24 protein-coding genes are annotated in these 22,874 nt (G+C 61.2%); 14 read left to right on the forward strand and 10 right to left on the reverse strand.

All coding sequences use genetic code 11. The features are described 5' to 3' along the window. Window positions 1-63: 63 nt before the first annotated feature. Window positions 64-1,404 carry a gluconate transporter gene (gene gntU, locus BS300_RS16230; RefSeq protein WP_041209725.1) on the reverse strand — a complete coding sequence of 447 codons (1,341 nt, stop codon included), beginning with the start codon at window positions 1,402-1,404 and terminating at the stop codon, window positions 64-66. 245 nt (window positions 1,405-1,649) lie between these two features. On the opposite strand from gntU, the gene BS300_RS16235 reads away from it, so the two are divergent. The 4 genes from BS300_RS16235 to BS300_RS16250 all read left to right on the forward strand — a co-directional run bounded on the left by BS300_RS16235 (window position 1,650) and on the right by BS300_RS16250 (window position 5,436). Then, window positions 1,650-2,159 (forward strand): gluconokinase, encoded by a 510-nt coding sequence (locus BS300_RS16235; protein WP_005340649.1) that lies wholly within the window; start codon window positions 1,650-1,652, stop codon window positions 2,157-2,159. Further along, window positions 2,156-3,952 (forward strand): phosphogluconate dehydratase, encoded by a 1,797-nt coding sequence (gene edd, locus BS300_RS16240; RefSeq protein ID WP_071914010.1) that lies wholly within the window; start codon window positions 2,156-2,158, stop codon window positions 3,950-3,952. The genes BS300_RS16235 and edd overlap by 4 nt, the downstream gene beginning before the upstream one ends. Before the next feature lie 9 nt (window positions 3,953-3,961). Further along, complete coding sequence (locus BS300_RS16245; RefSeq protein WP_005342660.1) at window positions 3,962-4,603, forward strand: bifunctional 4-hydroxy-2-oxoglutarate aldolase/2-dehydro-3-deoxy-phosphogluconate aldolase; 642 nt, start codon at window positions 3,962-3,964, stop codon at window positions 4,601-4,603. 140 nt (window positions 4,604-4,743) lie between these two features. Beyond that, window positions 4,744-5,436, forward strand: a complete 693-nt coding sequence (locus BS300_RS16250) for an AraC family transcriptional regulator (protein ID WP_071914012.1) — start codon at window positions 4,744-4,746, stop codon at window positions 5,434-5,436. On the opposite strand, the gene BS300_RS16255 is transcribed toward BS300_RS16250, so the two are convergent. Together BS300_RS16255 and BS300_RS16260 are read right to left on the reverse strand one after the other, a co-directional pair. Then, window positions 5,425-5,814 (reverse strand): nuclear transport factor 2 family protein, encoded by a 390-nt coding sequence (locus BS300_RS16255; RefSeq protein ID WP_071914014.1) that lies wholly within the window; start codon window positions 5,812-5,814, stop codon window positions 5,425-5,427. The genes BS300_RS16250 and BS300_RS16255 overlap by 12 nt on opposite strands. A gap of 113 nt (window positions 5,815-5,927) precedes the next feature. Beyond that, a complete protein-coding gene (locus BS300_RS16260) occupies window positions 5,928-6,935 on the reverse strand; it encodes a substrate-binding domain-containing protein (RefSeq protein ID WP_033115604.1) in 1,008 nt (335 codons plus the stop codon). 88 nt (window positions 6,936-7,023) lie between these two features. On the opposite strand from BS300_RS16260, the gene BS300_RS16265 reads away from it, so the two are divergent. Next, window positions 7,024-7,674 (forward strand): Qnr family pentapeptide repeat protein, encoded by a 651-nt coding sequence (locus tag BS300_RS16265; protein ID WP_071914016.1) that lies wholly within the window; start codon window positions 7,024-7,026, stop codon window positions 7,672-7,674. A gap of 112 nt (window positions 7,675-7,786) precedes the next feature. On the opposite strand, the gene envC is transcribed toward BS300_RS16265, so the two are convergent. Together envC and gpmM are read right to left on the reverse strand one after the other, a co-directional pair. Further along, window positions 7,787-9,115, reverse strand: coding sequence for a murein hydrolase activator EnvC (envC, locus tag BS300_RS16270; protein WP_041209720.1), 1,329 nt, complete (start codon window positions 9,113-9,115; stop codon window positions 7,787-7,789). A 9-nt stretch (window positions 9,116-9,124) separates the two neighbouring features. Beyond that, window positions 9,125-10,654 carry a 2,3-bisphosphoglycerate-independent phosphoglycerate mutase gene (gene gpmM, locus BS300_RS16275; protein WP_071914019.1) on the reverse strand — a complete coding sequence of 510 codons (1,530 nt, stop codon included), beginning with the start codon at window positions 10,652-10,654 and terminating at the stop codon, window positions 9,125-9,127. A gap of 244 nt (window positions 10,655-10,898) precedes the next feature. Between gpmM and BS300_RS16280 the strand changes: the two genes are divergently transcribed. Genes BS300_RS16280 through gpsA form a run of 3 tightly spaced genes read left to right on the forward strand, consistent with a single transcriptional unit; the run spans window position 10,899 to window position 12,867 of the window. Beyond that, entirely contained in the window at window positions 10,899-11,330 is a 432-nt protein-coding gene (locus BS300_RS16280) for a rhodanese-like domain-containing protein (RefSeq protein WP_033115600.1), read from the forward strand. A 59-nt stretch (window positions 11,331-11,389) separates the two neighbouring features. Further along, window positions 11,390-11,860 (forward strand): protein-export chaperone SecB, encoded by a 471-nt coding sequence (gene secB / locus BS300_RS16285; protein WP_033115599.1) that lies wholly within the window; start codon window positions 11,390-11,392, stop codon window positions 11,858-11,860. A 2-nt stretch (window positions 11,861-11,862) separates the two neighbouring features. Next, a complete protein-coding gene (gene gpsA / locus BS300_RS16290; RefSeq protein ID WP_042029482.1) occupies window positions 11,863-12,867 on the forward strand; it encodes an NAD(P)H-dependent glycerol-3-phosphate dehydrogenase in 1,005 nt (334 codons plus the stop codon). Window positions 12,868-12,938: 71 nt separating this feature from the next. Here the strand turns inward: gpsA and nfuA are convergent, their stop codons facing one another. Beyond that, complete coding sequence (gene nfuA / locus BS300_RS16295; protein ID WP_033115597.1) at window positions 12,939-13,517, reverse strand: Fe-S biogenesis protein NfuA; 579 nt, start codon at window positions 13,515-13,517, stop codon at window positions 12,939-12,941. Between the two features lie 80 nt (window positions 13,518-13,597). Beyond that, window positions 13,598-14,323: a ComF family protein gene (locus tag BS300_RS16300; RefSeq protein ID WP_071914021.1), complete on the reverse strand. Its 726-nt coding sequence runs from the start codon at window positions 14,321-14,323 to the stop codon at window positions 13,598-13,600. A 38-nt stretch (window positions 14,324-14,361) separates the two neighbouring features. On the opposite strand from BS300_RS16300, the gene bioH reads away from it, so the two are divergent. From bioH to BS300_RS16320, 4 genes are all read left to right on the forward strand, one after another. Next, window positions 14,362-15,126, forward strand: coding sequence for a pimeloyl-ACP methyl ester esterase BioH (gene bioH, locus BS300_RS16305; RefSeq protein WP_071914023.1), 765 nt, complete (start codon window positions 14,362-14,364; stop codon window positions 15,124-15,126). A 71-nt stretch (window positions 15,127-15,197) separates the two neighbouring features. Beyond that, window positions 15,198-15,431: a flagellar hook protein FlgE gene (locus BS300_RS16310; RefSeq protein ID WP_041209715.1), complete on the forward strand. Its 234-nt coding sequence runs from the start codon at window positions 15,198-15,200 to the stop codon at window positions 15,429-15,431. 1 nt (window position 15,432) lies between these two features. Continuing rightward, window positions 15,433-16,218, forward strand: a complete 786-nt coding sequence (locus tag BS300_RS16315) for a putative metalloprotease CJM1_0395 family protein (protein WP_071914025.1) — start codon at window positions 15,433-15,435, stop codon at window positions 16,216-16,218. An 85-nt stretch (window positions 16,219-16,303) separates the two neighbouring features. Beyond that, window positions 16,304-16,582, forward strand: a complete 279-nt coding sequence (locus BS300_RS16320; RefSeq protein WP_033115592.1) for a hypothetical protein — start codon at window positions 16,304-16,306, stop codon at window positions 16,580-16,582. Between the two features lie 57 nt (window positions 16,583-16,639). Here BS300_RS16320 and BS300_RS16325 read toward each other — a convergent pair whose 3' ends face one another. Together BS300_RS16325 and greB are read right to left on the reverse strand one after the other, a co-directional pair. After that, on the reverse strand, window positions 16,640-18,943 hold the full coding sequence (locus tag BS300_RS16325) for a Tex family protein (RefSeq protein WP_071914027.1): 2,304 nt from the start codon (window positions 18,941-18,943) through the stop codon (window positions 16,640-16,642). A 110-nt stretch (window positions 18,944-19,053) separates the two neighbouring features. Beyond that, entirely contained in the window at window positions 19,054-19,527 is a 474-nt protein-coding gene (greB, locus tag BS300_RS16330) for a transcription elongation factor GreB (protein WP_033115590.1), read from the reverse strand. A 247-nt stretch (window positions 19,528-19,774) separates the two neighbouring features. Here greB and ompR point away from each other — a divergent pair, with 247 nt between their 5' ends. Beyond that, a complete protein-coding gene (gene ompR / locus BS300_RS16335; RefSeq protein ID WP_033115589.1) occupies window positions 19,775-20,497 on the forward strand; it encodes a two-component system response regulator OmpR in 723 nt (240 codons plus the stop codon). Then, the gene (gene envZ, locus BS300_RS16340; RefSeq protein WP_071914029.1) at window positions 20,494-21,804 is read left to right on the forward strand and encodes a two-component system sensor histidine kinase EnvZ; all 1,311 of its coding nucleotides are present in this window, start codon (window positions 20,494-20,496) and stop codon (window positions 21,802-21,804) included. Before ompR ends, envZ begins: the two co-directional genes overlap by 4 nt. A 39-nt stretch (window positions 21,805-21,843) precedes the next feature. On the opposite strand, the gene BS300_RS16345 is transcribed toward envZ, so the two are convergent. Next, window positions 21,844-22,758 carry a DMT family transporter gene (locus BS300_RS16345; RefSeq protein WP_071914031.1) on the reverse strand — a complete coding sequence of 305 codons (915 nt, stop codon included), beginning with the start codon at window positions 22,756-22,758 and terminating at the stop codon, window positions 21,844-21,846. Window positions 22,759-22,874: the final 116 nt, after the last annotated feature.

Here is a 22,874-nt window from a genome sequence, read left to right on the forward strand (position 1 = left end):
GAATCGTCAGAAAGATGAAAAAGGCCTCACAAGTGAGGCCTTTTTTGTGCGTATCGACGGTGATCAGAGGAAGCTGTAAATGATCATCGCCATCACGCCGCCGGTGGTGCCGATGATGGTCTCCATCACGGTCCAGGTCTGCAGGGTCTGCTTCTCGGAGAGGCCGAGGTAGCGGTTGGCCAGCCAGAAACCGGAGTCGTTGACGTGGGAGAGCACGATGGCACCGCCGCCGATGGCGATGGTGACGGCAGCCAGCTGGGCACCGTTCAGGCCGAGCGGCTCCAGCATCGGCAGCACCAGACCGCAGGCGGTCAGCATGGCGACGGTGGCGGAGCCCTGAATCACCCGTACCGCGGCGGCCAGAATGAAGGCCAGTGCGACGATGGGCAGACCGGAGTCGGCCAGCATGTTGCCAAGGGCGGCACCCACGCCGGAATCAACCAGCACCTGCTTGAACACGCCACCGGCACCGGTAACCAGAATGATGACGCCGGCCGGCTGGATGGCGCTGTTGCAGACGCTCATCACCTCGTCACGGGACATGCCGCGGCGAATACCCAGCAGATAGAAGGCGGCCAGACAGGCGACCATGATGGCGGTGAAGGGGTGACCGATGAACTCCAGCCAGTTGTGCAGGGTGGAGCCCGCCTCGACGAAGCGACCGACGATGGTCTTGAGGCCGATCAGCAGCAGCGGCAGGCCGATGAGGCCCATGGCCAGCCCGAAGGAGGGCAGAGATTTGCTGTCATCGTGGACGCTGTTCTGGGCATCGGCGGGCAGCGGCACATCGACGATCTTGCTGATGAAGTCACCGAACAGCGGGCCAGCCAGGATCAGCGCCGGTACGGCGGCGATCAGGCCGAACAGGATCATGTAGCCGAAGTCGGCACCCAGCTGGGAAGCGACCAGGATCGGGCCCGGCGCCGGAATAAGGAAGGCCTGACAGGTGGCGATACCCGCCAGCAGGGCGATACCGATCTTCACCACACTGCCGCCGCCACGACGGACGATGGCGAAGGCGACACCGATCAGCAGCACCACGGCCACGTCAAAGAAGAGCGGCAGGGCGCAGACAAAGCCGGTCAGGGCCATGGCCCAGTTGGCGCGCTTGACGCCGAACTTGCCGAGCAGGGTGTGAGCCACCCGGTCGAGAGCGCCGGTCACTTCCATCACCTTGCCAAACATGGCACCCAGCGCCACCACCACGGCAACGAAGCCGAGGGTGCCGCCCATCCCTTTCTGGATGGTGGCGGCGATGTCGGCCGGGTTCATGCCGGCGGCAAGACCGGCCACCATGGAGACCAGAATGAGGGAGACGACGGCGTGCAGACGAGCCTTCATCACCAGGAAGAGCAGCAGCACAATCGAGCCGGCGGCCGTCATGATCAGGGAGAGGTCAGACATTGTTATGCGTTCCTTAATCCAAGTACGGTAGTGACACCCTGTCGATCCGTCGACAAACCATATCTTTATGATTTATTTAGATTTATGGCAAGGGCTCAACATCATATGCCCAGGTGACTATGGGTTTGCTCAGTCTGTGGCAGACTTCACATTTTTAATCGTTACCGGTAACATGTTACCGGTAACGTGCTAGATTAGAACCCATCAACAGCTGGTTTTTTGAAAAGTGGGACAGAGGTCAAATTATGGCGGGTAAGTGCATTATCGTGATGGGTGTATGTGGCAGCGGTAAATCCAGCGTGGGCCTCAAGGTGGCAGAAGCGCTGGGCGCCAAGTTCATCGATGGTGATGATCTCCACCCCAAGGCCAACATTCAGAAGATGGCTGGCGGCAACCCCCTCAACGATGAGGATCGCGCCCCCTGGCTGGAGCGGATCCGCGACGCCGCCTACAGTCTCGAGCAGAAGAACGAGACCGGTATCATCGTCTGTTCCGCCCTCAAAAAGAAGTACCGCGACCAGATCCGCGAAGGCAACGAGTCGGTCAGCTTCATCTTCCTCGATGGCAGCCAGCCGCTGATCCTCGAGCGGATGCGTGCCCGCAAGGGCCATTTCATGCGTGAAAGCATGGTACAAAGTCAGTTCGATACTCTGGAGCGCCCGGATGGCGAAGCTGGTGTATTCCACATCGATATAGACGGCACCTTCGAACAGGTGGTTGACCGCGCCGTCACAGCATTGGAGCAAGCCCAATGATTCATAAGGTAATTTCCGACGTCACTGCCCGCATCCGCGAGCGCAGTGCCACCCGCCGTCAGGCCTTTATGGCCCGCATCCAGCGTCAGGCCGAGCAGGGCAAGACCCGCGCCGCACTGGCCTGCGGCAACCTGGCCCACGCCGTGGCCGCCTGCAGCAGTGACGAGAAGGGTCGCATCCTCGACATGACCCGTGCCAACGTCGGCATCGTCACCGCCTACAACGACATGCTGAGTGCCCATCAGCCCTATCAGGGCTATCCGGACATCATCAAGGGCGCGCTGGCCGAACTTGGCCACAGTGCTCAGGTTGCTGGCGGCGTGCCCGCCATGTGCGACGGCGTGACTCAGGGTCAGCCGGGGATGGACATGTCCCTCTTCTCCCGCGACCTGATCGCTCAGGCAACCGCGCTGTCGCTCTCTCACAACACTTTCGATGCTACCCTGCTGCTCGGCATCTGCGACAAGATCGCCCCGGGCCAGATCATGGGGGCCCTCTCCCACGCCCACCTGCCGACGGCGTTTGTTCCTGCCGGCCCGATGGCGAGCGGTATCAGCAACGACGAGAAGGTGAAGGTTCGCCAGCAGTACGCCGCCGGTGAAGTGGGCCGCGACGCCCTGCTGCAGATGGAGTGCGGCGCCTACCATGCGGCGGGCACCTGCACCTTCTACGGTACCGCCAACACCAATCAGCTGGTGTTTGAGGCCATGGGCCTGATGCTGCCGGGCTCCGCCTTTGTCCACCCGCACAGCGAGCTGCGCCATGCCCTGACCGTTGAGGCGGCACGCCGCATCAGCGCCATGATCCCGGGCTCCCCCGCCTATCGCTCGCTGAGCGAAGTGCTGGATGAGCGCTCGCTGGTCAACGGTCTGGTGGCCCTGCTCGCCTCCGGCGGCAGCACCAACCACAGCATCCATATGGTGGCGCTGGCCCGCGCAGCCGGTCTGGTACTGACCTGGGATGACATCAGCGATCTCTCCGACGTGGTGCCGCTCTTGGTTCGCATGTACCCGAACGGCCCGGCCGACGTCAACGCCTTCGAACAGGCGGGCGGCGTGCCCGGCCTGATGCGCCGTCTGGCCGAAGAGGGGCTGATCCACATGGATGCCACTCCGGTCTTTGGCGAGATGCAGGATTACCTCAGCCGTCCGGCACTGGTTGATGGCCAGCTGGTATGGCAGCCGGTCGGTGAGAGCGGCGATGCGAGCGTGCTGTCGCCTTCCGGCAGCGTATTCCAGGCCACCGGCGGCACCAAGCTGCTGGCAGGCAATCTGGGCCGCGCCGTGGTCAAGGTCTCCGCCGTGGCTCCCGAGTATCGCGTCATCGAGGCGCCAGCGCGGGTCTTCTCCTCCCAGCATGCGGTGGAAGCGGCCTACAAGGCGGGCGATCTCAATCAGGACGCCGTGATCGTGGTGCGCCACAATGGCCCGGCCGCCAACGGCATGCCGGAGCTGCACAAGCTGATGCCGGTGCTCGGCAACCTGCAGAAGGCGGGTTACAAGGTGGCGCTGGTCACCGATGGCCGTCTCTCCGGTGCCTCCGGCAAGATCCCGGCCGCCATCCACGTCACCCCGGAAGCGCTGCACGGCGGGGCCATTGGCCTGCTTGCCGATGGCGATCTGCTGCGGGTTGACGCGGTAAACGGCAGCCTCGACTGCCTGACCGATTTGAGTGGCCGTACCCAGGCCGAGATTGACCTCACTCCGGAACAAGAGGGGTGGGGCCGTGAACTGTTCAGCGTGATGCGTCGCGCGGTATCGAGCGCCGAGTGTGGCGCCACCATCTTTGACTAAGGAAGAGCTATGCAGAACTGGAAAGTGACCCCGGCCGAGGTGTTTGCCGCCTCCCCGCTGGTACCCGTGATGGTTATCAACGAGCTGGATCAGGCCCTGCCGATGGCCAAGGCGCTGCTCGATGGCGGCATCTCTGTCTTCGAAATCACCCTGCGCACCCCGGTGGCGCTCGATGCCATTGCCCTTATCGCCAAGGCGATGCCGGATGCCATGGTCGGTGCCGGTACCGTGCTCAACTGCGAGCAGTTTGACGCCGCCGTTGCCGCCGGTGCCCGCTTCGTCATCTCCCCGGGGATGACCCCGGCCCTGCTGGCCCACGCGGCCAAGAGCACCGCACCGCTGATCCCGGGTGTGGCTACTCCGTCTGAAGTGATGCAGGCGCTGGAAGCGGGCTACGACCATCTGAAGTTCTTCCCGGCCGAAGCGAACGGCGGCACCAAGGCGCTCTCTGCCATTGCCGCGCCGCTGCCCCAGGTGAAGTTCTGCCCGACCGGCGGTATCGGCCCGAAAAACGTGGCCGACTATCTGGCACTCAAGTGCGTGGCCACCGTCGGCGGCTCCTGGATGCTGCCGGCCGATGCGGTCAAGAGCGGTAACTGGGAAGAGGTGACTCGCCTCTCCCGCGAAGCGGTTGAATTGGTTAAACGCTAAGCGCAAGTCGTGTAGATAAATCGAGCAGGTCACCCTCGGGTGGCCTGCTTCTTTTGGCCATTCTGACGGCGGAAAAGCCATTTACAGGGTGCCGTCTGCTCCCTTATGGTCGTGGTCGGTTTCTTATCCGGCTGGCCGACATGTCTTTTCTCCATCGCTCCTGCCCGCAAGGGCACTTCACTCCGCTGCACTGCCATCCGCAGGCCCAGTATTGCTACATGCACGACGGTGGCGGCGTTATCACCGGCGGTGCTGCCAGCGAGCTGCTGGTTGCCGGCCAGCTCTGCTTTATTCCGGCGGGCTGGGAGCACGAGTTTCGCGTACTGCGCCACTCTCGCCTCTCGCTTATCTACACCCTATCGTCCGCATCAGCCCCTTTTGGCCTGCGCCAGGTGACACCGCTGCTGGCCGGCCTCTTTGCCCGCCTCAGCGAGCTGGAGGAGGGGGCCGAGCGGGAGGCCTATCTGACGGTGATTGGCCACGAGTTGGCGCGAGCTGCCCCGCAAGCGGCCCAGCCTGCGCTGGCGGCCAACCTCGACCCGCGCCTGCTGCGGGTGCTGGAGCGCTTCTGTCAGGCTCCCTCCATCAACACCACGCTTGCCGAGCTGGCCGTGGATTGCGGCGCTTCGCTGCGCACTCTCAACCGGCTTTTCTTCCAGCAGCTGGGTTGTACCTTCCGCCAGTGGCGCGAGCAGGTGGTGATGGGGCGGGCCCGCCAGTTGCAGTATCAGGGGGTCACATCGGTGCAGATCGCCGACCTGCTCGGTTACGAAGACCCCGCCGCCTTCTCCCGCGCGCTCCAGCGTTTCGCCGGGCGCGACTCAGCGTCGTGAACCTATGTCGGCATCCTGCTCGCAGCCGCTCAGCAGGCAGGTCACCTCGTCGGTCTGGCAGATCTTGCCGTCGCGAAAGGTGAAGAGACCGCTCACCTTGCAGACCAGCGGGGCGCCATCGTGGCGGGTGGCTCGTACCACATGGGTCGAGTGCACCCTGTCCCCTTGCGCGATGGTGGCGACAAACTCGATGGTGGCTTCGGCCAGATGATCTCTGAGCGTCGCAATGTGCTGGCGAAAGGCGGCGTAGTCGAGTTGCTCGCCGTTCACCTGCTGGCAGTAATCCGGGGTGAACCACTGGTCGAGCTCGGCCAGGGTAAAGCGGGGATCGCAGACAACGCGCTGCAGGCAGGCTTGCAATCGTTCGGTGTTGTTCATCTTCTGCTCCTGACATGTGGCTGGAATGCCGGGCCAGCATAGAGCAGAGGATGGTGAGAAGTGGTGGCAGGATGCGCCATCATGACGGGCCAACGCGCCATGATGGCAAGGGATCAGCCGAGGCTTTCCCCCTCATAGAGGGTGAAGCCCATATCCTTGCGGCTCTCGGCTGGCGGTTTGCCGCCGAGGCGGGCGAGCAGCATGGTGGCCGCTTCGCGGCCGATCTCTTCGCGGGGGGTGACGATACTGGCCAGCTTGGGGGTCATTGCATGACCGATGTCGAGGGCGTTGCTACCGGCGATGGCAATCTGTTGCGGCACCGGGATCCAGCGGCTCTGACACTGCAGCAGGGCGCCGACGGCCAGGTCATCGTTGGTGCAGAAGATGCCGTCGAGGTCGGGGTAGCGCGCCAGCGCCTGATCGAGCAGTTCTCCGCCGAGGGTAAAGGTGGAGGATTGCTCGGTCAGCAGGTGCTGGCCGGTGAGGCCGAAGTCCTGCATCGCCTGATAGTAGCCCTCCATCCGCAGCTGGGTCCGCACGTCGAGACGGGCGCCGAGATAGACCACCTGACGTCGGCCCCGGCGCAGCATCTCTGATACCATGGCCCGGGCGGCCGCCTTGTGATCCATGCCGACCACCATGTCGATGGGGTCGGGGGGGAGATCCATGGTCTCCACCACCGGAATGCCGGCAGTGGCGATCATCTTGCGGGTGCGCTCGGTGTGGCGGCTGTCGGAGAGGATCAGGCCATCCACGTTGTAGGAGAGCAGCGAGGCGATCTGCTCCTCCTCCCGCTCCGGGCTGTAGCCGTAGTGGGCGAGCAGGGTCTGGTAGCCCGCCGGTCGGGTCACCGCTTCGATGCCGTGGATCACCGCCGAGAAGACCTGGTTGGAGAGGGAAGGGATCAGGATACCGATCGCCCTGCTGGTCGCGTTGGAGAGAATGTCCGGCGCCCGGTTGGGGATATAGCCCAGCTCCTCCACCGCCGCGGCGATCCGCTCGCGGGTGCCCTCGGCTACGGTCTGCGGATCGCGCAGATAGCGGCTGACGGTCATCTTGGTGACCCCGGTCAGGTCGGCGATATCCTGCAGGGTGGGGCGGCGCTTGCGAGTGGGGCTCATGACGGTATCCAGGATGAATGTTACTTGTAACATTACCGTTTTTGGCGGCGAAAGTCAGCATATGAAACCGTAAAGAGGCAGATTTCCGATGGTAAAAGGCAAGCAGTTCGCACAGGTGCGTTTCACGCAGGAGGAGGTGGAGGGGGAGCACTTCTCGGAGTGTCGTTTTATCGGCTGTGACTTCTCCTGGCTCGATCTTGGCGAGAGCCGCTTCGTCGATTGCAGCTTCTACGATCGGGAGAGCGAGCAGAGCTGTCTGATGCAGGGTTGCGATCTGCGTGAGGCGAGCTTTCTGCGCTGCGATCTCACCATGGTCGATTGCAGTCGCAGCCAGTGTCTGGGGCTGGAGCTGCGCGACTGTCAGGCGGTAGGCATCAACTTTGCCCACGCCAGCTTTGCCAACCGGATCACCGCCAAAAGCTACTTCTGCGAGGCGCACCTGACCGGTAACAACTTCAGCTATGCCAGTTTCGAAGGCTGCCTGCTGGAGAAGTGCGAGCTCAGTGGCAACCGCTGGCAGGGGGCCAACCTGTTCGGCGCCTCGCTGGCAGGGTCTGACCTCAGTGGTTCCGAGTTTGGCCAGATCGACTGGAGCAGCTTCAGCCTGCAGGGTTGCGACCTGCGCCAGTGCGATCTGCCGGGGCTGGATCTGCGCCGGATCGATCTGCAGGGGGTGATGATTAACGAGGATCAGCAGCAGACACTGCTGGAGCAGGTCGGTTTGATCGTCTTCCCCTGAGCTGACTGAAAAATATGTAATTTTTCACCAAAGAGGGGAGGAGCTTTTTCCCCTTGATTGACAAAAGCCTGCGCAGGGCAGGCTTTTGGCTGATGTGGGCTGGTGCGCGGCGTTACGAGCGCTTGCCCAGCCACTTGGTCGGGTTGATCGCCTCGCCCTGATAGCGGATCTCGAAGTAGAGGCCGGGCCTGTCCTGTCCGCCGCTGTCGCCGACCAGCGCCACCGGTTCGCCCTGTTCCACATTCTGGCCCACCTGACGCAGCAGCGACTGGTTGTGACCGTAGAGGCTCATGTAGCCGCTGCCGTGGTCGATCACCAGCAGCATACCGAAGCCGTCGAGCCAGTCGGCGTAAACCACCTGACCCGGGGCGACCGCCTTGACCTGGGTTCCTTCGCTGGCGCCGATCAGGGTGCCTTTCCACTTCAGTTCGGCGGTGCGCGGCGAGCCGTAGGCGATGAGGATCGGCCCCTGTACCGGCCAGCGCAGGCTGCCGTTGGTTTTGAGCCCGGTGTAGTGGCCGGCGCTGCTGATGCCGGAACCGCGCTCCGGCTTGGTGCTGGCGACCTCCTGCTGGCTCGCCTGATCCTGACGCTGCTGTTCGGCACGGCGCTGTTCCGCCAGACGGCGCTGACGCTCCTGTTCCGCCTTCAGCTTGGCCAGCCGCTCCCGTTCGGCCCGTTCGCGGCGCTCCTGCTCTTCCCGTTTGCGACGCAGCTCTTCCAGTCGGGCCTTCAGCGCTTTCTCCGCCTTGACCAGCTGGGTCAGCTTCTGTTCGTCATCCTCGACCGACTGCTGCAGCTGGTTGCGCACCTTGGCCCGGCTCTGCTGGCTGGCCAGCAGGGTCTGGTGGTGCTCCTGCTGTTCACTCAGCAGGGCTTGCAGCTTGCTTTCGGTCTCTTTGGTGGCTTGCTGGTTTTTCGCCAGCTTGTCACGGGTGGCACGCAGCGCCTCGATGGCTTCGATGCGCGCCTTGTTGAGGTAGTCGTAGTAGTCGAGGGAGCGGCTCAGTTTGGCCGGATCCTGCTGATTGAGCAGCAGTTTGAGGTAATCGTGACTGCCGGCGGTGAAGGCGCTTTCCGCCTGCTTGGCCAGCAGCTGCTTCTGATGTTTGGCTTGTTGCTCCAGCGCCAGCTTGTCTTTTTGCAGATTGGCCAGCTTCTGCTGGTTTTGCTTGAGTTGCTGTCTGGTTTCATCGAGCTTGGCGGCAGCGGCCGAGATGGCCTGCTCGTCAGCTTTGAGCTGGGCGTTGAGCTTGGCCAGCTCCTGTTTGCTGAGCTTGATGGTCTGCTGTTGTTCCTTGATCTGGGACTGCATGGCGCCCAGCTGCTGATTGGCGGCCAAAACCGGTTTGCTGGCGCCAAACGACAGGCAAAAAAACAGCGCGCCGGCCAACAGGCCGACGCGACTGGTTTTTGGTGAAATAACTTCGCATCCCCGCATGGGGAAGGATTATTTCAGAATCATCAGGGGCTTGCCAGTCATTTCCGGCGGCACCGGCAGACCCATCAGGGTCAGCATGGTGGGGGCCAGATCGGACAGTTTGCCACCCTCGGCAACCTCGGCTTTACGACCGAAGTAGATGAGCGGAACTGGCAGATTGGTGTGGGCGGTGTGAGCCTGACCAGTCTCTTCGTCCATCATCTTCTCGGCGTTGCCGTGGTCGGCAGTGATCAGGCACTCGCCACCCACTTCGGCCAGGGCGTCAGTGACGCGACCGATGCAGTGGTCAACGGCTTCACAGGCTTTGACTGCGGCATCGAACACACCGGTGTGACCAACCATGTCGCCATTCGGGTAGTTACAGATGATGACGTCGTACTTGCCGCTCTTGATGGCAGCAACCAGCTTGTCGGTCAGCTCTTCGGAGCTCATTTCTGGCTGCAGGTCATAGGTAGCCACTTTCGGGCTGGCGACGATTTCGCGATCTTCGCCAGTGAAGCAGGCCTCTTCGCCACCGTTGAAGAAGAAGGTGACGTGAGCGTACTTCTCGGTTTCGGAGATGCGCAGCTGTGTCTTGCCCTGCTTGGCCAGCCACTCACCCAGGGTGTTGACCAGAGCGGTCGGCGGGTAGGCGCAGGCGGTTTTGATGTCGGCCGCGTATTCGGTCAGCATCACGAAGTTCAGCTTCGGCTGGGCAGCACGGGCGAAACCGGTGAAGTCGGTGTCAACGAAGGCACGGGTGATTTCACGAGCGCGGTCGGCACGGAAGTTCATGAAAATCAGCGCATCGCCGTCAACCATCGGGGCAGCTTCACCGATACGGGTGGCTTTGACGAACTCGTCGTTCTCGTCGCGAGCATAGGCGGCAGCCAGTGCTTCGGTGGCGCTTTCGGCGGTGAACTCGCCCTTGCCCTGGGTCATCAGGTCATAGGCTTGCTGCACGCGATCCCAGCGGTTGTCGCGGTCCATGGCGTAGTAACGGCCGATCATGGAGGCGAAACGGCCCTTGCCCAGCTTGGCAAACAGGGCGTCGAACAGCTCGATGGAGGACTGGGCGGAGCGCGGCGGTACGTCACGACCATCCAGGAAGGCGTGGAAGTAGATCTTCTCGGCGCCACGCTTGGCGGCCATCTCGATCATGCCCATGATGTGCTCTTCGTGGCTGTGTACGCCACCCGGAGACATCAGACCCATGATGTGGACGGCTTTGCCGTTGCTCACGGCAGCGTCAACAGCCTTGGCCAGCTCCACGTTCTCGAAGAAGGGGCCGTCCTGAATGTCTTTGGAGATGCGGGTCAGCTCCTGATAGACGATGCGACCGGCACCGATGTTGACGTGGCCCACTTCGGAGTTGCCCATCTGGCCATCCGGCAGACCTACGTCCAGGCCGGAGCCGGAGATCAGGGTGCTGGTGTAGTCACGGGCCAGACGATCGAGGTTGGGAGTCTTGGCGGCAGCGACGGCGTTGAACTCCTGCTTGGTGCTGTAGCCCCAACCGTCCATGATGACCAGAACCAAAGGTTTCTTAGCTGTTGACATAAGACTATGTCCTCTCGGATTGGAAAAAATGCGGGAAATGAAACTAGCGTAATATTACTACATCTGCCGAAATAGTCACCTGATAGCCAAGGGCGACCCCCTCGGCTCCGCACAGCGCCGTTTCAGGGGCGCAACATACCGAATCGTGATGGGAGCCTGCTCGCGCTTTCCCGCCAAGATGGCTGATCTTGGCTATTCCCCCATGTATACTCGGGCCCTTGTCTTGATCCCTGGATAGTAGAAGATGCAAGAGTATTTGGATTTCGCGGCTCGCAACCCGCTGCTGACCGCAGCCTGGTTCGGCCTGGCAGGCACTCTGGTTTACACCACTGTGCGTGCCCGTTTCTCTCCGGTAAAAACCGTCAACAACCACACCGCGACCCTGCTGATCAACCGTGAAAACGCCACCGTGGTGGATATTCGCAGTCAGGAAGAGTACGCCAAGGGCCATCTGGCCGGTGCCCAGCACCTGCCCCTCACCCAGATCCAGAGCAATAACCTGGGCCCGGTTGAAAAGCATAAAGATGCCCCCATCATAGTGGTGTGCGAGTCGGGAATGACTGCGGGCGGCGCAGGTCGTCAACTGAGCAAGGCCGGATTCCAGCAGGTATATGTGCTCGGCGGTGGCATGGCCCAGTGGCGTGCAGAAAATCTGCCGGTCACCAAGAAGCGCTGATTAACGCTGATTCAAGCAGGGCCTGTGCCCACTTATCCATATAAAAGGAAGCAAACGAAATGGCTGACGAGATCAACAACCAGGAAGTACAACCGGAATTCCACATCCAGCGTGTCTACACCAAGGATGTCTCTTTCGAAGCGCCCAACACCCCGCACATCTTCCAGAAAGAGTGGCAGCCGGACGTCAAGCTGGATATGGACACCAAGACCAACATCCTGGCTGACAGCGTCTACGAAGTGGTGCTGACCCTGACCGTCACCTGCAAGCTGGAAACCGAAACTGCCTTCCTGTGCGAAGTTCAGCAAGCCGGTATCTTCACCATCGGCAACCTGCCGGAGCCGCAACTGGCCCACTGCCTGGCTGCCTTCTGCCCGAACATCCTGTTCCCGTATGCCCGCGAAGCCGTGGCCAACATGGTGAGCAAGGGTTCCTTCCCGCAGCTGAACCTGGCACCGGTCAACTTCGATGCCCTGTTTGCCCAGCACATGGCGCAAGCTCAGGCCCAGCAGGCGACTGCGGAAGCCTGATAATGGCTGACCAGATCGCTATCTCGGTCCTGGGGGCGGGGTCTTACGGCTCCGCCCTTGCCATTTCTCTGGCGCGCAACGGTCATCCGACCCTGCTGTGGGGTCATGACCCCGCCCATGTCGCCGAGCTGGAACAGGATCGTTGCAACAAGGCATTTTTGCCGGATGTCCCTTTTCCTGCTGATCTGCAGCTGACTGCGGATCTGCAACGTGCGGTACAGGCTGCCCCCGTACTGCTGCTGGTTGTGCCGAGCCACGTATTCGGCCAGGTGCTGACTCAGGTAAAACCCTTCCTGCGCCCCGATACCCGTATCGCCTGGGCCACCAAGGGGCTGGAGCCTGACAGCGGCCGCCTGCTGCAGGATGTGGCCCGCGAGGTGCTGGGTGACGAGATGCCGCTGGCGGTCATCTCCGGCCCCACCTTCGCCAAGGAGCTGGCTGCCGGTATGCCGACCGCCATCTCGGTCGCCTCGACTCACGATGATTTCGCCGATGATCTCTCCCATCTGCTGCACTGTGGCCGCTCGTTCCGGGTCTATACCAATCCGGATTTCGTCGGTCTGCAACTGGGTGGGGCAGTGAAGAACGTCATCGCTATCGGTGCCGGTCTCTCCGACGGGTTGGGTTTTGGCGCCAATGCCAGAACCGCGCTCATCACCCGGGGTCTGGTGGAGATGCAACGTCTGGGCGCCGCGCTCGGCGCCGATGCCAAAACCTTTATGGGGATGGCCGGGCTCGGGGATCTGGTGCTCACCTGTACCGATAACCAGTCGCGCAACCGTCGCTTCGGACTGGCGCTTGGCGCCGGTAAAGATGTCGATACCGCCATGACCGAGATCGGTCAGGTGGTGGAAGGGTATCGCAACACCAAGGAGGTGCATCTGCTGGCGGCGCGCTGCGGCGTCGAGATGCCCATCTGCGAACAGATCTTCAAGGTGCTCTACGAGGGGAAAAACCCGAAAGAGGCCGCCATCGCCCTGCTGTCGCGCGACAAGAAGGACGAGTAATCTGCCGATTGCCCATGCAAAAGGCCCCGCCGGATGGCGGGGCCTTTTCTTTGCGCCGCAAGGGCAACAAATCAGTAGTAGGAGTGGTCGCCGCGCTGGTGCTCGGTGGCGTCTTTGACACCCTTGAGTTCGCCCGGGAATTTCTCCAGCAGCTGCTTCTCGATACCCTCTTTCAGGGTGTAATCGACCATGGAGCAGCCGTTGCAACCGCCGCCAAACTGCAGAATGGCGTAGCCATCTTCAGTCAGCTCGGTCAGGGTCACCTTGCCGCCGTGACCGGCCAGCATGGGGTTCACCTCGGAGATGAGAGTGTACTCGATGCGCTCGATCAGCGGTGCATCGTCGGCAACCTTGCGCATCTTGGCGTTCGGCGCCTTCAGGGTGAGCTGGGAGCCCATCTGATCGGTCACGAAATCGATGGTGGCATCCACCAGGAAGGGGGCGCTCAGGGGATCGACCATGCAGTCGAAACCGCTGAAAGGCAGGTGCTGATCTTCCGGATCCACGGCATCGGGTGGGCAATACGATACGCCACACTCGGCATTCTGGGTTCCCGGATTGACCACAAACACCCGGATATTGGTGCCATCAGGCTGTTTTTCCAGCAGTTTACGGAAATGGGCCTGGGCGGCGTCGGAAATGCTGATCATCACTATCCTCATAAACCTGAGTGTACGACTAGGGTATTCATGATAACGCGGTTAGCAAGGCTTGGGTAGCATGCCGATGGCTACTTGAGATGCCTCTGGGTGCGGCAGATGGCCCAGACCTCCACCTTTGTGACCCCGCTCTCATGAAGCAGGCGGGTGAGCTGGCCGGCGGTGGCGCCGGTGGTAACCACGTCATCGAGCAGGGCGATATGGCGATAGTGGTGTGGCGCAATGTGAAATGCGCCGCGCAGATTGCGCCGTCTCTGCCCTGCGCTGAGCTTGGTCTGCTGTGGCGTCGCTCTGATCCTGCGCAGCAGCCGGTTATCGCAAGGAATTCCGGTTAGCTGGCTCAGGTGACTGGCGATCTCCTCCGCCTGGTTGAAGCCGCGCCACCACTGACGCCACCAGTGTAGAGGGACGGGAATAATCGCCTCCGGCAGGTCATCGCAATCGAGATGATCTGCCAGCAAACGGGCCAACAGGGGGGCCAGCAGGATTTGTCCCGAATACTTCAGGCGCGGGATCAGGGCCGGGTAGGGTGGCTGATAGTCACCGATCACCTGGAGTCGCTCCCACGGCGGTGGCCTGCGCTGGCAGCGGCCGCATACTACCCCGGTCTGTATCTCTTCCGGCAGCGGGGCGGCGCAGAGTCGACAGCGCTGTCGCGGTTGGTGCAGGGCGTTCCGACACCAGCTGCATAGCAAAGGTTCTTCATCACAAGGCTGCCGACAGAGCAGGCAGCTTCCCTGCCAGTCGGCGTGGCTGCCGAACAGTGGACTTGCTTTGGCAAGCAGGCGCTTTAACATGCTGACCCCAAGAGCATGAACAGGGATCTTGAGTCTAGATGAGCGTATCGGTAGAGCAGTTTGGTCAGGGACCCGATCTGGTGCTGTTGCACGGATGGGGTATGAACGGCGCAGTGTGGCACGGCATCGCCCAGCAGCTGGCGGTACATTACCGGGTTCATCTGGTGGATCTGCCCGGCTTTGGCAACAGCCCGTTGGCCGAGGGGGTCGACTATAACCTGCCATGGCTGGCGGAGCAGGTCGCCACCGTGTTGCCAGAGAAGTGTCATCTGGTGGGGTGGTCACTCGGAGGTCTGGTGGCGAGCCAGCTGGCGCTGACTCATCCCGAGCGGTTGCACTCCCTGATCACGGTAGCCAGCTCTCCCTGCTTTATGGCACGGGACGAGTGGCCCGGAATTGCCCCCAAGGTGCTGACCGGTTTCAACCAGATGCTGGCGGGGGATTTTCGCCAGACCATAGAGCGCTTTCTGGCGATCCAGGCGATGGGCAGCGAACATGCCCGGGATGATATCCGCCAGCTGCGGCACTGGCTTGCGGAACGACCTGCTCCCGAGTTCGCAGCACTGGAGGCGGGGCTCGGTTTGCTGGCTGATATTGATCTGCGCGATGACCTGGTATCCCTGGCGTTGCCCTGGCTGCGCATCTATGGTCGGCTGGATTCACTTGTGCCCAAAGCAGCCATTCCTCTGCTGGATGAACGCTATCCTGCTAGTCGAAGTGTCACCTTCAGCAAGGCCTCACATGCACCTTTTATTTCTCATCCTGACGAATTCATTGAAATCCTTCGAGATTTTGTTGGCTAAAAAATAGCCGCAAAGCTTCATTAATCCTCTGGTCTGGCGGATAATTAAGCTGTGATCAGAGGAGTAACGCCATGCGTATTGAATCCGCCTTTAACAGTGGCCTGCAGGGATTCCAGCGAGCCGAGCAGGTTGCCGATCGGGCATCCGGCCAGCTTGCCCGTCTCAACACGCCAAGCGGGGATCAGGTGCAAGTGCCGGACGAGCTCATAAACCTCAAGTCTGCCGAGCTGCAAGCCGGGGCCTCCGCCAAGGTGATGAAAACTGCCAGCGACATGATGGGAACCCTGATCGACATCCGGGTGTGAGATGAACATCAATGTCAGTCTACCCCCCCTTATTCCGACGCAGCTGCAACCTCAGGTGGAAGCGGCTCGGACGGATAATCGCCGGGCAGAACTGATCCCGCAGGCTCGCTCGAGCCAGGCTTCCGTTGCCGAATCTGAAGTCGGCTCCCAGAAAGAAAAATCCAAAGCCGGTCAGGCGACCAACACCAACCCTGCCACCCAGAGCAGCCGGGAAGGCAATCAATCCACCGTGCAGAATCCCCTCGACCACCGTTTTGTCGAAGCGACGGGGGAGGACGGTCAGCGCAAGCAACAAGACCCAAATAATCCAAATAATAAAGAGCAGGAACAGCAAAGGCGGCACGAGCAACAGGTTCAGGATCTGGCCGATCGGGATCAGGAGGTGCGCACCCATGAACAGGCGCACCACTCTGCCGGCGGTAGCTATGCGGGAATGCCAACCTTCCAGTTTACTCAGGGGCCGGATGGCAAGCGCTATGCGACCGGTGGTGAAGTCGAGATCGATACCAGCGCAGTGCCCGGTGATCCTGCCGCTACCATCACCAAGATGCAGCAAATCCGTTCGGCAGCGCTGGCTCCTGCCGAGCCATCAGCTCAGGATCTGTCGGTTGCGCGCAGTGCGGCTGCCAGTGAAGCCAAAGCGCGCAAAGAGCTGATAGCCGAACGCAGCAATAGTGCGGACGGGGTGCTGAGCGCTTACATGGACAAGCGCAATCAGGTGATCGCCAACCGCTATCAGCAGTCTGTGAGCCCGGCTGCAAACCAGTCACTTAGTCTGCGCATCTGACGCAGTGCCAGCAACTTTCGGCAGCACACCCCATTTTTGCAACTAACCTGAAGATCAGGCCCATCCTATTTTTACAGGAGCTGTCATGCATTTCGATGAAGTCAAACCGGAAGATTTCACTACCTTCTCCCGTGTACCGCCGGCCCATCTGCAGATGGAGCAATTTCTGATGCAGCTGGGTGGTGGTGGCACCGAGGGCACCAGTTTCAAGAAGAAAGTGATGCTTGCTGCAGGCTGGAGCCACACAGGTGTGGTCTCCTACGGCAAATACCCGCAGGAGGCCTGCAAGGCCTTCAACCGGCTGCGGGAGGTATTGGCAGCCCATCAGGAGGCTGACGCCATTCTTGCCGCACTGGCCCAATAACGCCGAGTAACAGTGACAAAAAAGCCCCTGGCGGGGCTTTTTGCATTTCTGGGGAGCTTATTTCTTCAGCTTGGAGAGGGCCGCCGCGAAGGCGTTGCCCATGGCTCCCTCGGTCGGAGCACTCTGCCGGGGAGCCGGTTTCGGCTTGGCGTTGCCGGAGTGGCGCGGCTCGGCCGGTTTGCGTGCCGGCTGACCTGCCTTTTCGTCAAGGCGCATGGTCAGGCTGATCCGCTTGCGCGGCACGTCCACCTCCAGCACCTTCACTCTCACTATGTCACCGGCCTTGACTACCTCGCGGGGATCCTTGACGAAGCGGTCGGTGAGAGAGGAGATGTGCACCAGGCCGTCCTGATGGACGCCGATATCGACGAAGGCGCCAAAGTTGGTGACGTTGGTGACCACCCCCTCCAGCACCATCTCGGGCACCAGATCGCTGATTTTCTCCACCCCTTCCTTGAAGGTCGCGGTTTTGAACTCAGGTCGCGGGTCGCGGCCCGGCTTGTCCAGTTCACCTATGATGTCGGTGACGGTGGGCACACCGAACTGCTCGTCGGTATAGTCGGCAGGCTTGAGGGTACGCAGCAGGCTGCTGTTACCGAGCAGGCTATCCACGGTCTGTTCCAGCCTGGCGAGGATCCGCTCTACCACAGGGTAGGATTCCGGGTGTACCGCCGAGCCGTCCAGCGGGTTGCTGCCGCCACGAATGCGCAGGAAGCCGGCACACTGTTCGAATGCCTTGGGGCCGAGCCGGCTCACTTTCAGCAGTTGCTGACGATTCTGGAAGGCGCCGTGTTCGTCGCGGTAGGCGACGATGTTCTGGGCCAGGGTCTGGGAGAGGCCGGAAACCCGGTTGAGCAGGGCGACCGAAGCGGTGTTCACATCCACCCCGACCGCGTTTACGCAATCCTCGACCACGGCATCGAGCCGGCGGGCTAACTGGCTCTGACCGACATCGTGCTGGTACTGACCCACACCTATGCTCTTGGGATCGATCTTGACCAGCTCGGCCAGCGGATCCTGCAGACGGCGGGCGATGGAGACGGCGCCGCGCAGTGAGACGTCGAGATCCGGGAACTCCAGAGAGGCTAGTTCGGAGGCGGAATAGACCGAGGCTCCCGCTTCGCTTACTACAATTTTCTGAGCCTTGGCGGCCGGATAGCGTTCGAACAGATCGCTTACCAGGCGGTCGGTCTCCCGAGAGGCGGTGCCGTTGCCAATGCTGATGAGTTCGACCTTGTGCTTCTGGCACAGCTCGCTCAGGGTCTTGAGGCTCTGGTCGATCTGGCGTTTGGGTTCGAACGGATAGATGGTCGCGGTGTCGACCAGCTTGCCGGTAGCATCGACCACGGCCACCTTGACGCCGGTACGGATGCCGGGATCCAGCCCCATGGTGCAACGCATGCCGGCCGGAGCCGCCATCAGCAGATCCTTGAGGTTCATGGCGAATACCTTGATCGCCTCGTCCTCTGCTGACTCGCGGATGCGACCGATCAGTTCGGTCTCCATCTGGAGAGATAGCTTGATCTTCCAGGTCCAGCTCACCACCCCTTGCAGCCACTTGTCGGCCGGGCGATTTTGCAGGTTGAGCTTGAGGTGATGGGCAATAATCCCCTCGCAGGGGCTGGCACCCTCATCGTCACCCGCGACCAGCGCCAGATTGAGCACACCCTCGTTGCGACCGCGCAGCATGGCCAGCACCCGGTGGGAGGGGGCCTTGTGCAGCGGTTCGTCGTGCTCGAAGTAGTCCTTGAACTTGGCCCCTTCCTGCTCCTTGCCAGCCACCACGCGGGCGCGCAGGGTAGCGTTTTGCCACAGGTAGTCGCGCAGCTTCTCCAGCAGGTCGGCCTGCTCGGCAAAGCGCTCCATCAGGATGTAGCGTGCGCCATCGAGAGCCGCTTTACTGTCGGTGATCCCCTGCTCGGCGTTGAGGAAGCGAACCGCCTCCTGCTCGGGCTCTTTCATCGGATCGCTCAGCAGCAGGTCTGCCAGCGGTTCCAGCCCCGCCTCGATGGCCATCTGCCCCTTGGTGCGGCGTTTGGGTTTGTAGGGGAGATAGAGGTCTTCCAGCCGGGTCTTGCTGTCGGCTTCGTTCAGCTCGCGGGTCAGCTCGGGGGTCAGTTTGCCCTGCTCCTCGATGGAGCGCAGGATCACCTGGCGGCGATCCGCCAGTTCGCGCAGGTAGCCGAGGCGGCTCTCCAAGGTACGCAGCTGGCTGTCGTCCAGACCGCCGGTCACCTCTTTGCGGTAACGGGCGATGAAGGGCACGGTCGCGCCTTCATCCAGCAGGCGTACAGCGGCTTCGACTTGTTGCGGGCGAGCATTGAGCTCGGCTGCGATCAGATGTTCGATAGTCTGTGTCATGGTTTCTGTTAAGAACCTCTGTGGTCGGGTCTGGCTCAATGGCGCCAAGTGCCAGCACTATAGGGCGCGCAGGAGGGGATGCCAACCACATGGCTGGCATCGGAGACGGGCTAGCGCGGGTAACTGATGTCGTTGACATACCAGCAGACGTCACCGACTGGCGTGCGCACGATGGCTTCGTCGCCCACCTCTTTCTTGAGCAGGGCGCGGGCCATGGGGGAGTCGATGGAGATGTAATCCTTGCGCTCGAAGATCTCGTCATAGCCGACGATGCGAAAGCGCTTGGTCTCGCCCTCGTCGTTCTCCACCTCGACCCAGGCACCGAAGAAGACCTTGCCCTCCTGAGCGGGGGCGTAATCGACAATCCCCAGCTCTTCCAGACACTTGCGCAGGTAACGAACCCGCCGGTCGATCTCCCGCAACCGCTTCTTGTTGTACTGGTAGTCGGCATTCTCGCTGCGATCACCGAGGCTGGCCGCCCAAGCTACCTTGCGGGTGGTCTCGGGTCGCTCCTGACGCCACAGGAAATCGAGCTCTTCCTTCAGTTTGTTGTAACCTTCGCGGGTGATCAGCTTTGTCTTCATGATGATCTCTGACCTGGTCTGATAGAGAGGTGGTGCTAACTGCACGGGAATATTAGCTTTTGTCCCTCTGCTGTCGAGTGAAATCATGGTATCCGGGTGGCTGCGACAAGATATGGCCAATACGATTTTCGTTCGATTGACTTCCGCTTCCGCAACCATCAAGCAATAACCGGTAACATATTTATGCTTTGCTCCCGCAGTGCCCCGCCCTAGTATTGGAGGCAGATTAAGGCGATGAGGCAATCCAATGAGTCAGCAGCAATACAAGGTCCTGGTGGTGGACGACGATCTGAAATTACGCTCCCTGCTGGAGCGCTACCTCACCGAACAGGGGTTCGTGGTGCGTGGCGTTGCCAACGGCGAGCAGGCCGATCGTCTGCTGACCCGTGAAAACTTCAGCCTGATGGTGCTCGACCTGATGTTGCCCGGCGAAGATGGTCTCTCCATCTGCCGTCGTCTGCGCGAAGGGGGCAACCAGATCCCAGTCTTGATGTTGACTGCCAAAGGGGATGATGTCGATCGCATCGTCGGGCTCGAGATGGGGGCGGATGATTACCTGCCCAAGCCGTTCAATCCGCGCGAGCTGCTGGCCCGGATCCGTGCCGTGCTGCGCCGTCATACCGTCGAGTTGCCCGGTGCTCCTTCCGCCGCCGAGAAGGTGGTCAACTTCGGGGTTTATCAGCTCAATCTCGCGACCCGCGAGCTGAGCCGCGATGGCGAGCCGATGGCGCTGACCAGTGGTGAATTTGCCGTGCTCAAGGTGCTGGTGAGCCACCCGCGCGAGCCGCTCTCCCGCGACAAGCTGATGAATCTGGCCCGAGGCCGCGAATACACCGCCACCGAGCGCAGCATCGATGTGCAGGTGTCGCGCCTGCGCCGTCTGCTGGAGCAGGATCCGACCCAGCCGCGTTATCTGCAGACTGTCTGGGGTCTGGGCTACGTCTTTGTGCCTGATGGTGAAAGAGCATGAAAAAAGTCGGGAGCATGTTTTCACGCATGCTCTGGTTTTTGGCGGCCGTGCTGATCGTCTATCAAGCAGTCTCCTACGTTACCTTCTACAACTATCTGCTGGCCCCGACGGTCAAGCAGATCAGTCACCTGCTGGCCAATCAGGTCAAACTCATCTTTCCGGTCGAGAGCAATCAGCTGGCGCTGAGCGATGACGCCGAGGCGCTGGTCTATGTGGCGACCGGCAGCGATATCTACACCCAGAGCGAAGCGGAGCAGCATGGACTCAACGACTCCAAGCCCTATGCCTATCTGGAAGAGAACATCAGTCGCGAGCTTGGTGGCAAGACCAAGGTGCGGGTCGAGATCCAGGATCACTACATCATCTGGATCCAGCCTCCCCAGGCCAACAAGACCTGGGTCAGGATCCCGCTGACCGAGATTGAAGATGACGATATCGAGCCGCTTATCCTCTATATGAGCGTGCTGCTGGTGATCACCCTCTTTGCCGCCTGGCGTTTTGCCCGTCAGCTGGTTCGTCCGCTGGAGGATCTGGAGGAGGGGGCCGTTGCGGTGGCCAAAGGGGAGTTCCCCGAGGCGCTGGGCGAGCAGGGGTCCCGTGAAGTACGCCGTCTGACCCGCACCTTCAACCATATGTCGCACTCCATCAAGAGCCTGATCGAGGAGCGCAACATGATGATGGCGGGGGTTTCCCACGATCTGCGCACCCCGCTGACCCGCATTCGCCTCGCGACCGAGATGATGTCGTCGGGGGACGAGTACCTCAAGGAGAGTATCAACTCCGATATCGATGAATCGAATGCCATCATTGACCAGTTCATCGACTACATCCGTCCCGATGAAGGTCAGCAGTTTTCAGCGGCCGATTTGACCCAGCTGGTGCACGACACCTTGCTGATGCACACCGAGCAGGGGCTCGAAGTTGACCTCGCCCTGCCGAAGGATGCGGTGCGAGTCGTCTGCAACCCGATCAGCATGCGGCGGGTGCTGACCAATCTGGCTGGCAACTCGTTACGCTATGGGGCAGGCAGTCTGCATGCCGAGCTGAAAGACGATGGTCACTGGGTTCGCCTGCGCTTGTCCGATGATGGCCCGGGTATCCCGGAGCAGGACTACACCCGGGTACTCAAGCCCTTTACTCAGGGGAATGTGGCTCGCACCGTGGGAGGGAGCGGCTTGGGACTGGCCATCGTAGCCAAGATCATGGCCCAGCATCACGGCACCATCAGGTTGGGACGATCCGAGCTGGGTGGCTTGCTGGTCGAGCTGCGGTTACCCAAGAACCAGCCGCAGGAGTGGATGGATTGAGAGAAGGGGCGTATCGAGAGATACGCCCCTTCTGCTTGGTCAGGCTTGTGGCTTGGCGGTATTGCGATAGCGCTTGCCATATTTCAGCTGCTGGATAAGCAGGGCCGCGACGATCAGGGCCAGCCCGATCGGGGTGGCGGGGTGAATGGTTTCGCCGATCAGCAAGTTGAGCAGCACCAGCGAGGCAAACGGCGAGATGAAGATAAGGTTGCTGATGGGGGCTGTGTTGGTAGCGTGGCGCAGCGCCATCAACCAGAGCACGAAACCGAAACCCATCTCGAACAGCCCTACATAGATGGCACCTGCCCATCCCTGCCAGGCTGTCATGGCAAAATCGGAAAGCAGCCAGGTCGCAACGACGATAAAGGGTAGGCTGATGATGAAACCAAGCAGCAAGCTGACAACGGGATCCCCCTGATTGCGGGTATTGAGGATCCAGTAGCTGGCCCAGATCAGAGTCGACACCAGTGCCAGCGTTACGCCGAGCGGGCTGTCGAACTGCAGGCCGAATATATCCCCCTTGGTGGCGATCACCAACGCGCCAAAGTAGCCAAGCACGATGGCGACGCCATCGCGACGACGCAGTTTCTGACCGAGGAAGGGAACGGCCAGCAGACTGAGGGTGATGGCCCAGGTGTAGTTGAGGGTCTGCGCCTGCTGGGCAGGCAGCAGGTCATAGGCCTTGAACAGCAGCAGGTAATAGAGGAAGGGATTGAGTACACCCAGCGCCAGATAGTAAAGCGGGCGTGCCTTGATGTAGCTGCCCAGCAGACCCAGTTTACCCTGCTTGGCCACGATGGCTGTCAGTGTCAGTGTCGAGGTAAACGCCGCGACCAGCAGTAGTTGCACCGGTTCAAAGTAGGTGAGCGATATCTTGAAGGCACTGGCGACCGTCGACCAGAGCGCAACGGCACAAAGGCCATATTGATAGGCTTTCTTTTGATCTTTGAGCATGTGGAAGTCGTTCCATTGACGAAGGCGGAGCCCAGTCTATCAGTCTGCTTGCCGGCTTGTCGTCAGTGCTGCCGGCAGGGGAGGAGAGGTGGTGAGTGCGAGATCCATCTGTCACA

Origin of the sequence: Aeromonas sp. SCS5 (assembly GCF_001887375.1) — a bacterium.
GTDB lineage: Bacteria > Pseudomonadota > Gammaproteobacteria > Enterobacterales > Aeromonadaceae > Aeromonas > Aeromonas jandaei.

What these genes read in the sequence shown, in the direction of transcription:
- bioH (WP_071914023.1), top strand. Translation starts at nt 14,362, where the DNA reads ATGAGCGTATCGGTAGAGCAGTTTGGTCAGGGACCCGATCTGGTGCTG.
- gpmM (WP_071914019.1), bottom strand. Translation starts at nt 10,654, where the DNA reads ATGTCAACAGCTAAGAAACCTTTGGTTCTGGTCATCATGGACGGTTGG.
- envC (WP_041209720.1), bottom strand. Translation starts at nt 9,115, where the DNA reads ATGCGGGGATGCGAAGTTATTTCACCAAAAACCAGTCGCGTCGGCCTG.
- secB (WP_033115599.1), top strand. Translation starts at nt 11,390, where the DNA reads ATGGCTGACGAGATCAACAACCAGGAAGTACAACCGGAATTCCACATC.
- gpsA (WP_042029482.1), top strand. Translation starts at nt 11,863, where the DNA reads ATGGCTGACCAGATCGCTATCTCGGTCCTGGGGGCGGGGTCTTACGGC.
- BS300_RS16300 (WP_071914021.1), bottom strand. Translation starts at nt 14,323, where the DNA reads ATGTTAAAGCGCCTGCTTGCCAAAGCAAGTCCACTGTTCGGCAGCCAC.
- envZ (WP_071914029.1), top strand. Translation starts at nt 20,494, where the DNA reads ATGAAAAAAGTCGGGAGCATGTTTTCACGCATGCTCTGGTTTTTGGCG.
- BS300_RS16265 (WP_071914016.1), top strand. Translation starts at nt 7,024, where the DNA reads ATGGTAAAAGGCAAGCAGTTCGCACAGGTGCGTTTCACGCAGGAGGAG.
- BS300_RS16325 (WP_071914027.1), bottom strand. Translation starts at nt 18,943, where the DNA reads ATGACACAGACTATCGAACATCTGATCGCAGCCGAGCTCAATGCTCGC.
- BS300_RS16320 (WP_033115592.1), top strand. Translation starts at nt 16,304, where the DNA reads ATGCATTTCGATGAAGTCAAACCGGAAGATTTCACTACCTTCTCCCGT.
- BS300_RS16260 (WP_033115604.1), bottom strand. Translation starts at nt 6,935, where the DNA reads ATGAGCCCCACTCGCAAGCGCCGCCCCACCCTGCAGGATATCGCCGAC.
- gntU (WP_041209725.1), bottom strand. Translation starts at nt 1,404, where the DNA reads ATGTCTGACCTCTCCCTGATCATGACGGCCGCCGGCTCGATTGTGCTG.
- BS300_RS16345 (WP_071914031.1), bottom strand. Translation starts at nt 22,758, where the DNA reads ATGCTCAAAGATCAAAAGAAAGCCTATCAATATGGCCTTTGTGCCGTT.
- ompR (WP_033115589.1), top strand. Translation starts at nt 19,775, where the DNA reads ATGAGTCAGCAGCAATACAAGGTCCTGGTGGTGGACGACGATCTGAAA.
- BS300_RS16235 (WP_005340649.1), top strand. Translation starts at nt 1,650, where the DNA reads ATGGCGGGTAAGTGCATTATCGTGATGGGTGTATGTGGCAGCGGTAAA.
- BS300_RS16255 (WP_071914014.1), bottom strand. Translation starts at nt 5,814, where the DNA reads ATGAACAACACCGAACGATTGCAAGCCTGCCTGCAGCGCGTTGTCTGC.
- greB (WP_033115590.1), bottom strand. Translation starts at nt 19,527, where the DNA reads ATGAAGACAAAGCTGATCACCCGCGAAGGTTACAACAAACTGAAGGAA.
- edd (WP_071914010.1), top strand. Translation starts at nt 2,156, where the DNA reads ATGATTCATAAGGTAATTTCCGACGTCACTGCCCGCATCCGCGAGCGC.
- BS300_RS16280 (WP_033115600.1), top strand. Translation starts at nt 10,899, where the DNA reads ATGCAAGAGTATTTGGATTTCGCGGCTCGCAACCCGCTGCTGACCGCA.
- BS300_RS16310 (WP_041209715.1), top strand. Translation starts at nt 15,198, where the DNA reads ATGCGTATTGAATCCGCCTTTAACAGTGGCCTGCAGGGATTCCAGCGA.
- BS300_RS16245 (WP_005342660.1), top strand. Translation starts at nt 3,962, where the DNA reads ATGCAGAACTGGAAAGTGACCCCGGCCGAGGTGTTTGCCGCCTCCCCG.
- BS300_RS16315 (WP_071914025.1), top strand. Translation starts at nt 15,433, where the DNA reads ATGAACATCAATGTCAGTCTACCCCCCCTTATTCCGACGCAGCTGCAA.
- nfuA (WP_033115597.1), bottom strand. Translation starts at nt 13,517, where the DNA reads ATGATCAGCATTTCCGACGCCGCCCAGGCCCATTTCCGTAAACTGCTG.
- BS300_RS16250 (WP_071914012.1), top strand. Translation starts at nt 4,744, where the DNA reads ATGTCTTTTCTCCATCGCTCCTGCCCGCAAGGGCACTTCACTCCGCTG.